Annotated in this window: 12 protein-coding genes and 2 pseudogenes; 5 read left to right on the forward strand and 9 right to left on the reverse strand. The window is 71.5% G+C overall.

Going from position 1 to position 11,122, the window contains the following annotated elements; all coding sequences use genetic code 11:
- From BJF81_RS04340 to BJF81_RS19095, 3 genes are all read left to right on the forward strand, one after another.
- Positions 1-202: helix-turn-helix domain-containing protein (locus tag BJF81_RS04340; protein WP_143780662.1), on the forward strand; the 202-nt coding region annotated here is incomplete at its 5' end.
- The gene (locus BJF81_RS04345) at positions 199-474 is read left to right on the forward strand and encodes a hypothetical protein (RefSeq protein WP_075957312.1); all 276 of its coding nucleotides are present in this window, start codon (positions 199-201) and stop codon (positions 472-474) included. The genes BJF81_RS04340 and BJF81_RS04345, both read left to right, overlap by 4 nt.
- Before the next feature lie 944 nt (positions 475-1,418).
- Positions 1,419-1,730 carry a hypothetical protein gene (locus BJF81_RS19095; RefSeq protein WP_237770018.1) on the forward strand — a complete coding sequence of 104 codons (312 nt, stop codon included), beginning with the start codon at positions 1,419-1,421 and terminating at the stop codon, positions 1,728-1,730.
- A gap of 32 nt (positions 1,731-1,762) precedes the next feature.
- On the opposite strand, the gene lnt is transcribed toward BJF81_RS19095, so the two are convergent.
- The 9 genes and pseudogenes from lnt to BJF81_RS04390 form a co-directional block, all read right to left on the reverse strand.
- The gene (gene lnt, locus BJF81_RS04355) at positions 1,763-3,079 is read right to left on the reverse strand and encodes an apolipoprotein N-acyltransferase (protein ID WP_237770019.1); all 1,317 of its coding nucleotides are present in this window, start codon (positions 3,077-3,079) and stop codon (positions 1,763-1,765) included.
- Positions 3,076-3,312: a hypothetical protein gene (locus tag BJF81_RS19100; RefSeq protein WP_237770020.1), complete on the reverse strand. Its 237-nt coding sequence runs from the start codon at positions 3,310-3,312 to the stop codon at positions 3,076-3,078. Before BJF81_RS19100 ends, lnt begins: the two co-directional genes overlap by 4 nt.
- Before the next feature lie 43 nt (positions 3,313-3,355).
- A pseudogene (locus BJF81_RS04360) lies at positions 3,356-4,269 on the reverse strand (cation diffusion facilitator family transporter).
- Positions 4,266-6,257 (reverse strand): annotated as a pseudogene (locus BJF81_RS20245) (heavy metal translocating P-type ATPase). Before BJF81_RS20245 ends, BJF81_RS04360 begins: the two co-directional pseudogenes overlap by 4 nt.
- Positions 6,254-6,682 (reverse strand): ArsR/SmtB family transcription factor, encoded by a 429-nt coding sequence (locus BJF81_RS04370; RefSeq protein ID WP_010148050.1) that lies wholly within the window; start codon positions 6,680-6,682, stop codon positions 6,254-6,256. The pseudogene BJF81_RS20245 and the gene BJF81_RS04370 overlap by 4 nt, the downstream one beginning before the upstream one ends.
- Positions 6,683-6,737: 55 nt before the next feature.
- Complete coding sequence (locus tag BJF81_RS04375) at positions 6,738-7,280, reverse strand: vitamin K epoxide reductase family protein (RefSeq protein ID WP_010148049.1); 543 nt, start codon at positions 7,278-7,280, stop codon at positions 6,738-6,740.
- A gap of 55 nt (positions 7,281-7,335) precedes the next feature.
- On the reverse strand, positions 7,336-7,995 hold the full coding sequence (locus BJF81_RS04380) for a DsbA family protein (protein ID WP_006593161.1): 660 nt from the start codon (positions 7,993-7,995) through the stop codon (positions 7,336-7,338).
- 152 nt (positions 7,996-8,147) lie between these two features.
- Positions 8,148-8,702: a cadmium resistance transporter gene (locus tag BJF81_RS04385; protein WP_075818543.1), complete on the reverse strand. Its 555-nt coding sequence runs from the start codon at positions 8,700-8,702 to the stop codon at positions 8,148-8,150.
- Positions 8,703-8,793: 91 nt separating this feature from the next.
- A complete protein-coding gene (locus tag BJF81_RS04390) occupies positions 8,794-9,240 on the reverse strand; it encodes a signal peptidase II (RefSeq protein WP_237770021.1) in 447 nt (148 codons plus the stop codon).
- A gap of 536 nt (positions 9,241-9,776) precedes the next feature.
- Between BJF81_RS04390 and BJF81_RS04395 the strand changes: the two genes are divergently transcribed.
- Both BJF81_RS04395 and BJF81_RS04400 read left to right on the forward strand, forming a co-directional pair.
- On the forward strand, positions 9,777-10,373 hold the full coding sequence (locus BJF81_RS04395; RefSeq protein WP_006593164.1) for a TlpA family protein disulfide reductase: 597 nt from the start codon (positions 9,777-9,779) through the stop codon (positions 10,371-10,373).
- Positions 10,370-11,116, forward strand: a complete 747-nt coding sequence (locus BJF81_RS04400; RefSeq protein ID WP_006593165.1) for a cytochrome c biogenesis CcdA family protein — start codon at positions 10,370-10,372, stop codon at positions 11,114-11,116. Before BJF81_RS04395 ends, BJF81_RS04400 begins: the two co-directional genes overlap by 4 nt.
- Positions 11,117-11,122 lie beyond the last annotated feature (6 nt).

The following is an 11,122-nucleotide window of genomic DNA, read 5'->3' on the forward strand; positions in this document are numbered from 1 at the left end:
GGTGGCCCGGACCCCGCAACGGCTGAACATGGAGGTCCTGGCCGCCCTGTGCGACATCCTGGACTGCGAACCGAACGACCTGCTGGTCCCCACCGCCGTGCAGGAGCAAGCCTCCAAGACCGGTACCGGGGAGGGCGGACCGGGCATCGGTGACCTGCGTCCGATCCGGGCCCGGGTCCGCCGCCCGCCCGAGGACCGGTGAGCCCACGCCCGCGGCTGCCGCGCCAGGACTGCGCGCACTGCGGGCGACACGACCGATGCACCCGGGTCGTCCTGGAGAAGGCCGTCTGCCAGCGCTGCACCCTGCGCTTCGCCCGCACAGCCACGGCCTGCCCCGGTTGCGCCAACATCAGGGTGCTGGCCTTCTACGACACCGCACGCCGGCCGGCGTGCGCGCCCTGCACCGGCAACGAGGCCATCTACGCCTGCACCGCCTGCGGGAGGGAGGACTCCCCGTGGGGCCGGCTGTTGTAGGTTCTCGGGCGACCTGTCGGGCGCGCAGCCCACTGACCTGCGCAGCGACATCTTGGTGAGACTCCGGCTGTCTCAACAACTTGTCGGAATCTCGGCCCTGATCTGCAGACCAGGCTGGCTGGGGGTCGGCAGCATCGGTTCGTGGGCGGCTAGCGGGGGGCGCTCCCCGCATCTTCCTCGATCACCATCCCGAGTCGATAGAGAGCGTTGCGGCTCGCGAGCAGTTGCCCGAGCCGGATGATGGGGGTCGTAGCAGCCGCTGCGACCTGCCCCAGACCACGCTGCCGAGGACGAGGTCCACCTGAGTCCCGCCAGCGATCGGGGTGACGGTGACGCGAAACCACCGTCCCGGTCCGGAACGGGACGAGCGCAAGACTTCCCGACAGACTGCTATTTCTCCTGCCACAACACGTGGCCCGCGGTCTCATCGGCGGTCGGCTCCAGCGCGCGGAACCGGCGCACGTAAATGCCCTGCAGCCTGCCCTCAGTGCGGTTGCCCTTGCGCATCGTGCCGATAGCCCGGGCCCTCGTCGGGCTGCAGATGTGGTGTCCGGAACGCCGGTGACCGGCGAGCCTGTCCAACTCGGCTCAGCGGCCAACTGGTGAAGCACCGGTCGCCTACAACTGGCCATTGACACCTACCGTGTGCTTGCAGGTTGCCGCTGTACCTGCGGTGCCCCGGTTCTGGTTGCCCCGCCGAGGCGTGGTTCATCCGTCGCCCGGGGCCGCGGAGTCGCGGGGACCGGGTCGTTGCAGTCTTCGGAGAGGTATCGCATGTCCCGTGCTGAGCCAGCCGAGTTCGTGGTGGACCGGCAGGTCTGGACCAGCTATCGACCTTCCTGGACCTCGGGTCCGTGGGGGTCGTGCTGGGTGGGTTGCTCGCTGCCGTCACAGGGCCTCTGGCGCTGCCCATGGGGTCATGGGCAGCTGCCTACCTCGTGCTAGTGGTCGGGGTCGGCCAGATCGTTCTTGCTGGCGGTCAGGCGTTCGTGGGCGGGTCGGACCTGGCGTCGTGGCGAGTCTGGTCCGAGGTCATGGCGTGGAACCTCGGTAGCGGCATCGTTCTTGTCGGTGGTATGCCCGGGATCCCCGTGGTGGTCGCCGTTGGGGGGCTGGTGCTGCTGGCGGCCCTCGTACTCTTCGCGACCGCGGTGCGTGGCGGGGGAGCAGCCGTGGGCCTGTATCGCTTCTTCACGCTCTTCCTCGCGGCGAGCGTGGCCGTCGGGGTCGGACTCTCTGCCGTACGCCACGGATAAGCCGCCCCCGGCGTGATGGCCCCCACCTTGGATCAGGCGCCTGTGTGGGCCCCGGGTGATCCACGGCGAGGCAGCCGTCGCCGTGGTTGCCAGAAGAGCCCAACGGCGACGACGAGGGCGGCGGCGGGTACGACCCAGGGGCCGGTGTGGACGGCGAGGGTCTGCTCGGTGCGCACCGGCAGCTGCCCCAGCAGGGTCGCCTGGGTGTACGGGTCGCTGCGTTGGTGAACGACTCCGTCCGGGGTGATGAGTCCGGAGACACCGACGTTGCTGACGTGCGCGACGGAGCGGCCGTACTCGACCGCCCGGACCCGGGAGATGGCCAGATGCTGCGCGGACTGGTCTCCGTCGCCGAACCAGGCGTTGCTGGTGGGGACCACGAGCAGCTGCGCGCCGCCGGTGACGAGGTCGCGCACTGCCCGGTCCACGACGATCTCGAAGCAGATGGCCAGTCCCAGGTCCACGGGCCGGCCGTCGGCAAGCGGCACCGGCACCACGCCGGGGCGGTCGCCGGCGCTGAGGTCGACGATCCGGTCCACCCACGGGCTGAGGTGCCTCAGGAGCGGGCGCAGCGGCATGACCTCACCGAAGGGCGCCAGATAGATCTTGCTGTACGTCTGGTCGAGCCCTAGCCCGGGCAGGTAGCTGAACACCATGTTGGCGGGTGGCCCGGCACCGCCCTGTCGGGACAGGCCACCGAGCACCAGCGGGGCGCCGACGGCTTCCACTGCCGCCATGATCTGGTCGGTGGCCGCCTGGCCGACCCGCGGGTCCAGCGGGTCCAGGTCGGTGGCGCCCTCGGGCCACACGACCAGGTCCGGAGCCGCAGCCTGGCCGGCGTCGACACGGGCCGCTAGCTCGTGGGTGCGGTCGGCATACCGGTTGAGCATCGTCCCCGGCTCGGCGGTCAGGGTCCGGGTGTACCCCTCGGGGATGTCTCCCTGGAGCGCGGCCACGCGCACCGGCTCTCCCCCGGTCGGGCGGGGAACCAGCACCGGCCCGACCACCAGGACAGCGGCAGCAACCAGCGCTCCGGTGGCCCTGCCCAGGTGCGTGCGCCCAGGTGCGAGGAACCGCTGCACGGCCACGGCGAGCAGACCACCGGTCAAGGCGAGGAGGAAGCCGAATCCCGGGACTGCCAGGAGGCTGACGGCGCCGAGCATCGGTGAGTCCGCCTGGCTGAAGCCCAGCCGTGCCCAGGGAAAGCCGCCGAACGGTGTTACCGAGCGGGCCCACTCCATCAGTACCCACGCCGCGGCACCGACGACGGGGCGGACCGCGCCCGTGCGCTGCAGCAGCGTCAGCAGCACGCCGAGGGCGGCCGGGTAGAAGGCGGAGGCCACGCTCATGGCAAGCCAGGCCGGAGCGCGGCGTAGGTGCCGGCCCAGGTGAACATCGGCGTGAACCAGGCCAGTCCCAGCAGCAACCCGGACAGCGCGCCGGCCCACCAGGACGCCCCTGCGGTGGCCAGCGCGAGCGCGGCGCACCCGACGATCGCCAGCCACCACACGTCGTGCCCCGGGAACGCCAGCCACAGGGCGGCACCGCCCAGCAGACCGAGCAGCATGCGTGCCGCGAGCACCAGCAGGAAGTATCCATGGCCCGTCCGGACCGGACGGGCCAGCCTATGCATGGGCGGCGTGCTCGCGTTCGGCGTGGTGCGGGGGTTCGAGCTGGATGGTGGAGTGCTCGATGCTGACGGTGAAGTGGGCGGCGACGCAGTCCTGGAGCTGGGCGAGCATCTCGGCGGCGTGACCGTCGGCGAAGCACTCGTCTCGAGGACGACGTGGGCGGTCAGCACGGGCAGTCCGGTGGCGATGGTGGAGGCGTGCAGGTCGTGCACGTCCTGAACGTGCGGGACGGCGAGCAGGTGGGCACGGACGTCGTCCAGGTCCAGACCCTTGGGGGTCGACTCCAGCAGGATGTGGCCGGCCTCGCGCAGGATGGCGATCGCCCGGGGCACGATGAGGGCGGCGATGACCATGCCGGCGATCGCGTCGATGCGGACCCACCCGGTGGTCGCGATGACGATGGCGCTGATGATGACGGCCACGGACCCGAGGGCGTCGTTGACGACCTCGAGGAAGGCGGCGCGCATGTTCAGGTTCGCGGCCCTACCGGTGCTGAGGACCAGCATCGAGGCGATGTTGCCGGCCAGGCCGACGATGCCGAAGAGGAGCAGGCCGGTGGAGCTGACCTCGTGCGGTTCGTAGAGCCGCCGTACGCCCTCGACGAAGGCGTAGATCCCGACCCCGAGGAGCACGGTCGCCTGGGCGCCGGCGGCGAGGACCTCTGCACGGCGGAACCCCCAGGTGCGGGCCGGGGTGGGTGGGCGCAGCGCCAGTGACGCGGCGACCAGTGCCATGGCCAGCCCGGCGGCGTCGGTGAGCATGTGCCCCGCGTCGACCAGCAGCGCCAGTGAGCCGGTCCACAGGGCCCCGATCACCTCGGCGACCAGGATGGTCGCGGTGATCGCGAACGCGACCGCCAGCCGGCCCCTGTGGCTGGTCCCGACGCCGTGGTCGTGACCGGCGCTCATGCAGTCGCTCCTTCCAGACGGGCGGGATCCGCCGGGGAGGCGGTCAGGGTGGGCAGCTGCCGGGTGCGTCCGGCGCGGACGCCGTTGGCGATGACCAGGACCTCGGCCAGCTCGTGGACCAGCACCACGGCTGCCAGGCCAAGCACACCGAACAGGGCCAACGGGATGAGGACCGCGATCAGGACCAGGGACAGCACGACGTTCTGCAGCATGATCGTCCGGGTGCGGCGGGCGTGGTCGAACGCGAACGGCAGCAGCCGCAGGTCATCGCCCATTAGGGCCACGTCGGCGGTCTCGATCGCCACGTCGGTGCCCATGGCGCCCATCGCCACGCCGACGTCCGCGGTCGCCAGCGCTGGTGCGTCGTTGACGCCGTCGCCGACCATCGCGATCGCGCCGCGGCCGCGCAACCCGGTGACCACTTTCGACTTGTCCTCCGGGCGCAGGTCGGCGTGCACCTGCTCGATCCCGGCCTGGTCCGCCAGGGCAGCGGCCGTGACGTGGTTGTCGCCGGTGAGCATGGCCACGGTATAGCCGTGGTCGCGGAAGCGGGCGATGACCTCGGCCGCCTCCGGCCGCAGCTCGTCCCGGACGGCGATCGCGCCGACCGGTTGACCGTTGACCTCGACCACGACCGCGGTCGCCCCCGCCCGCTGCATACTGATGACGTCCCCGGACAGGTGCCCGGGTCGACCCAGTCGGGCTTGCCCAGCCGGACCCGGGCACCGTCCACGGTCCCGACCAGCCCGGCGCCGACCACCGCGTCGACGTCCTGCGCGGCAGCGCCCGGTCGGCGGCGGCCAGGATCGCTGCGGCGAGCGGGTGCTCGCTGCGGGCCTCCAGCGCGGCCGCCCAGGCCAGCACCTGCTCCCGGTCGGTCCCGGCGCTGGTGGCGACGTCGACCACGGCCGGCCGGTTGCGGGTCAGGGTGCCGGTCTTGTCCAGGGCGACGGTGCGCACCCTGCCCAAGGTCTCCATGGCGGCGCCACCCTTGACCAGGATCCCGCGGCGGCTGGCGGCCCCGATCGAGGCGACGCTGGTGACCGGCACCGAGATCGCCAGCGCGCAGGGAGAGGCGGCGACGACCATCACCAGGGCCCGGTGCACCCACACCGACGGGTCGCCCAGGAGCGCGCCGAGAAGGGCCGTCAGGCCTGCGGCGACCAGGATGCCCGGCACCAGCGGGCGGGCGATCCGGTCGGCCAGTCGCTGGGTGGCGCCGCGGCGGGACTGCTCGGCCTCCACGACGTGCACGATCCGGGCCAGCGAGTTGTCCTGCGCGGTGGAGGTGACCTCCACCTCCAGGGCGCCGGTGCCGTTGATCGACCCGGCGAAGACGTCCTTGCCCGGCCCGGTCTCCACCGGCATGGATTCACCCGTGATGGCCGAGGTGTCCAGGGCGCTTCGACCGGTCCGCACGGTCCCGTCGGTCGCCAGCCGCTCCCCGGGCCGCACCACCATCACGTCGCCGATGACCAGCTGTGCCGGGTCCACCACGAGCTCCCGGCCGTCGCGGAGCACGCTCGCCTCCTTGGGCACCAGGTCCAACAGCGCCCGCAGGCCGTGCCGGGTGCGGGCCAGGGAGTACTCCTCCAGGCCCTCGCTCAGGGAGAACAGGAACGCCAGCGCAGCAGCCTCCTCGACCTGCCCCAGCAGGGTCGCCCCGACCGCGCCGATCGTCATCAGCAGACCCACGCCGAGCTTGCCGCGCGCCAGACGGCGCAGCGCACCCGGCACGAACGTGGAGCCACCCACGAGCAGCGCCGCCGCGGCGAGCACAAGCTCGACGGTCTCCCATCCCCCGAGCCCGGCGAGAACCCGGCCAGCAGCAGCGCACCGGAGGCCAGACCCAGCTGCACCTCCCGCACCTGCCACAGCCGGGTCGCCGGCTCCTCGACCTCTCCTGCTCGAGCTGGTGGGGCGACGGGAGCCTCGCATCCGCACGCGTCCACCGCCACCTCCCGCTGCGGCGTCTGCGGCCCGCTCACGCCCCCGCCTCCTGCCCGGCGTGGGGGCGCAGCTGCTCGGGGGCCGGGTTCCCCGCGGTCCCCGCGCCGTAGTTCGGGCACAGCGCGACCGCATACCCCGACGTCGCGAGCAGGCGCTCCGCCGCGTCCAGCACGTCCAGCAGCTCCGGAGCACTGGTCAGCGAGAACATCGAGGCCCGGCCCTCCGGGCGCGAGACCACCAGGCCGCAGTCTCGCAGGCAGGCCAGGTGCGCACTGACCGTGGACTGCGCCAGCCCCAGGTGCTCCGTGAGGTCGCGCACCTTGTGCTCCCCCAGCGTCAGGTGCTGCAGGATCGCCAACCGTGACCGGTCTGACAGACCGTGGAACAGCGCGGCCGCCACGTCGAGCCCTTCAGCTCGGGTGCCGTCGCCTGGCGCGGGTGCGCTCTGTGATGTCATCGTCATGCGCCGATCATAGCCGGATGCCGGCCGTCCCGGCGCCTGAGCCGCGGCAAGCGTCCTAGGCGAGGGTGATCCAGTAGTCCCAGAACCGGACGGCGATCAGAGCCGCGACCACCAGGCACCATGTCGTGACGATCGTGACGGCGTAGTCTCCGACCCACCGTGGAAGCGCCCCGGCGCGGGACCACCGGGCCAGTACCGCGACGAACGCGGCCACGGTGACGACCCAGACCACCATGCAGTACGGGCACAGCGCACCGATGCGGTGGACGCTCTGGAAGATGAGCCAGTGCACGAACACCGTGCCCAGCGCCGTACCCGCGGTCAGGCCGATCCAGTACCAGGACGGCAGCCGGGCGCCGCTGATGATCGTGACGGCGACGGTGACCAGGGCGGCGAAGCCGGCCACGCCCAGGATCGGGTTGGGGAACCCGAACAGCTCCGCCTGGGGGGTGCTCATCACCGACCCGCAGCTCAGCAGCGGGCTGATGCTGCAGCTGGGCACGTAGCTCGGGTCGGCGACCAGCCGGATCTTCTCCACCAGCAGCACGAACGCCGCCGACAGACCGACCCAGCCGCACACGAGCAGGACCCACCCCACGGCCCTCCCGACCGGCGCGCCGGGCTCCTGGGAAGGAGCGGTGAGCGCGGCGGGCTCAGCGGTTGACGGCTGCATCGATCTGGGCGCGGAAGTCGCCCTCGGAGGTGGGCTGCAGCAGCTCACCGTCCAGGAAGAAGGTCGGGGTTCCCTGGACACCCAGTGCCATGCCGTCCTGCCGGTCCTGCTCCACGCGCTGCTGGGTGGCGGGGTCGGCGACGGCGGCGTCGTAGGCGGCCATGTCCAGCCCGAGGTCCTGGGCGAACTGCCGGAACAGCGGCGCCTTGGAGTCCTGCTGCTCGCCCCATTCGCTCTGCGTCTGGTACATCCGCGTGTACATGTCCTCGAACCGGCCCTGCTGGGCCGCCGCCTCGACCGCCACCGCCGCGTTCATCGCGTTGGCGTGGCTGGGGATCGGGAAGTACCGGACCACGAACGTCAGCTCCCCGGCGTACTCCTCGCGGATCTGCTCCACCAGCGGGTAGGCCGCCAGGCACGCCTCGCACTCGAAGTCCAGGAACTCCACCAGCACCGGCGCGCCCTCACCGGCGTCGGAGAGCACGTGGCTGTCCTCCCTCACGACCGGCACGGCCGAGCTCGTTCGCGCCGAGTCCGCGACACCGGTGCCGGACGGCGGGCGGGTCACGCCAACGGCGACGGCCACCACCGCAACGAAGACGGCGATCAGCAGGAGGGACAGGATCACGTTGCGCCGCACGGGCACTCCTTCATCAGGCGACACGGACGATCGGCCAGTCTGGCCGAGGATGCGGGAAGTCCCGACGCGGATCGTAGAGCCAGACCCTGAGAAGACTCTGGCCCGGTGCGACAAACGCCATTCGGACAGGGCAGGGACCGATGCGCCCCTACCTACAGGCCGAAGGCGCCACCTTCGACGAGGATCGCCACGCCGAGTCCGATCAGGACCAGAGGGAACAGGACGTGCTCCCAGCGTTCCAGGACCTCTGCGATGGGCCTACGGGTGGCGACGAACTTGGCGAGCAGGACAAGCACCATGACGAGGACGAGGAAGACGACGCAGTAGGCCACGACCGCGCCGGCGCCGACGGTGACGAAGACGGGGACGTAGACGCCGATGTTGTCACCGCCGTTGGCGAAGGTGACACCGGCGACCGTCAGGGCGCTGATCGTCTTGTCCGCGACCCGGTCGTCATCGTCTCCGTCGCCGCGCCAGACCTTCCATGCGGTCAGCAGGCCGAGCAGCAACGGGATGAGCCCGAAGTAGGCGATCGCCGACTCGGGCAGGAAGGTCACCGCGCCCAGGGAGACCAGTACCGAGGCGACGAGTATGCCGCCGAAGCCCAGGTACTGACCCACGACGATCTTCCTGGTCGTGCCGCGCAAGCCGGCGCCCCGGGCGAAGAAGAGTGACAGCACGATGATGTCGTCGATGTTGGTGGCCATGAACAGCCCGAAGGCCTGCAGGACTGAGGTGAGCACAGGGTGATGCCTTCGGTCGTGTGTGGTGGGTCAGGCGGGCGACGTGGCCACGCGGTCAGCCACTGGTGTCGGTCCCGGCCGGCTGCCGTGGTGAGCGCAGCTCGAGCAGCGCCAGCAAGACGACCCCGGTGACGATCGCGGTGTCAGCCAGGTTGAACGTGGGCCACCACCCGCTGTGCAGATAGTCGGTCACCACACCGTCAAGGGAGCGATCGATCCAGTTGCCGCACCCACCACCAAGAATCGCCGTCACTGCGGCGAGCCGCCAACAGTCCCACGTCGGAGCGGCCCGCCAGGCCACGACGGCGATCGCGACGATGACCAGGCCGGTGAGCGCGACGACCAGTGCGGCCGGCGCGTCAGCGCCGAGGGAGAACGCCACCCCCGGGTTGTGACTCAGCACGAGGTCGACCGGACCCAGGGCCAGCCCCGCCTCCAGCGCGCTCTCAGCCCACGCCTTGACCAACAGGTCCGTCACCGCCACCGCCGCGGCACCGGCCACCAGGACGGCGCGACGCGGTGCCAGTTTCGTCACGGACGCTGCTGTCCATCCCACACGACGCCCACCAGGGGTCGTTGACACCCGCTGGCGGGGATCGGCCGGGGCAGAACCGGACACGCCTGCTGCTCGAGGGCCACGCGCCGCAAGGCGGTTGGAGCGCCTCTGGTTGCCCCCAGCTCCTGGCGGGTCAGGCTGGGACCCACCGGGCGGGGTTAGAATCGACATGCGGCGATGGTAGCGAGTGACGCTGCTGTCAGCAAAGGGTAGAGTCGCACGGGCGGCCGTGTGGCCGGCTCGTCACCACCGTGGCGACCCTCAACCATCGCGTTCGGCAGGCAGAGTGGTAGCGGATGGAAGGTAAGCGGCATGGGCACCATAGGGCGACCCCGGGTGGAGCGAGGCGGTGGACGAGCAGGACGCCCCGACCCCCTCGAGCCGGCCAGCGGTCGACGGCCTCGCCGACAGACGATCTCGGTCGTGCGCTCGCGAGGCATGCTCGCAAACGGGGCACACGGCGACTTCGACGGGCTGCTCCGGTGACCCGCGGGCACCTCCTGGCCCTGCTCGCGGCCGTAGCAGTGGTCCTGGCCGGCTGCGGTGGCGAGGGCTCGACGATCAACGACCAGATGCGTCAGGGCGACCAGAAGGGATACGTCGCCGGTGACGGCACCATCCAGGTGCTGGCGCCGGAGGAGCGCGAGACCGTCATCACCCTGGAGGGGACGACCCTGGAAGACGAGGCGTGGTCCTCGCAGGACCACCTGGGCGAGGTCGTGGTGGTCAACGTGTGGGGGTCGTGGTGCGGGCCGTGCGTGGAGGAGGCGCCGGACCTGGAGGAGGTGGCCACCGAGTTCGCCGAGGCGGGTGAGCCGGTGCAGTTCATCGGGGTCAACAGCCGTGACTCGGTACCCAGCGCCCTGGCCTTCCAGCAGAAGTACGACGTGTCCTACCCCTCGCTCCAGGACGACGGCGGGCGCACCCGCGCCCAGCTGCAGGGGCTGGCCGTCGCGACGCCGACCACGATGGTCCTCGACGGACAGGGGCGCCTCGCCGCCCGGGTCAGCGGACCCGTGGAGGCGTCGACGCTGCGCGGCCTGGTCGAGGACGTGCTGAAGAGTGAGTCCGCCCGGTGAGCGAGGTCGTTCTCAGCGGGCCGCTGCTGCTGGCCGCCGCGATCGCCGCGCTGGCAGGTCTCGTCTCGTTCGCCTCGCCGTGCGTGCTACCGCTGGTCCCCGGCTATGTCGGTTACCTCTCGGGAATGGCGTCGCCCATGTCGGGCGCTCACGCGCCGGGGCGGTGGCGCCCGACGGTCGGGGCGCTGCTGTTCGTTATGGGTTTCTCGGCCGTCTTCATGGCGATGAGCGTGGTCATCTCCTCCCTGGGCATGGCCCTGGCGCAGCACCAGGGGCTGCTGCTGCGCCTGTCCGGCGCGGTCGTCCTCGGCCTCGGCCTGGTCATGCTGCTGCAGCCGACAGCATCAGTTTCGGTGCGATGGCGACCGGCCGCCGGGATCGCCGGGGCTCCGCTGCTCGGGGTCGCCTTTGGCCTGGGATTCAGCGCCTGCACCGGACCGGCGCTCGCCGCGATCCAGACGCTCGGCACCTCGATCCTCCCGGGGGACGACCAGGTGGGCCGCGCCCTGGTGCTGGGCACCGCATACAGCCTGGGACTGGGGGTGCCGTTCGTGCTCGCCGCCGCCGGGCTGGGCTGGGCCAGCCGCGCCTCGCGCTGGCTGCGCGACCACTACCTGCTCGTGCAGCGCGTCGGCGGCGGGCTGCTCGTCCTCCTCGGCCTGCTCATGATCGCCGGCATCTGGGCCGAGGCCATGGCGTGGGTCCAGACCCGACTGACCAGCAACTTCACCACGGTGATCTGACATGGC

The sequence above is a fragment of the Ornithinimicrobium sp. CNJ-824 genome (assembly GCF_001942405.1).
Classification (GTDB): domain Bacteria; phylum Actinomycetota; class Actinomycetes; order Actinomycetales; family Dermatophilaceae; genus Ornithinicoccus; species Ornithinicoccus kibberensis.

Coding starts and splice junctions, on each gene's coding strand:
- lnt (WP_237770019.1), bottom strand. CDS start 3,079: ATGAGCGTGGCCTCCGCCTTCTACCCGGCCGCCCTCGGCGTGCTGCTG.
- BJF81_RS04385 (WP_075818543.1), bottom strand. CDS start 8,702: ATGGCCACCAACATCGACGACATCATCGTGCTGTCACTCTTCTTCGCC.
- BJF81_RS04370 (WP_010148050.1), bottom strand. CDS start 6,682: ATGACGATGACATCACAGAGCGCACCCGCGCCAGGCGACGGCACCCGA.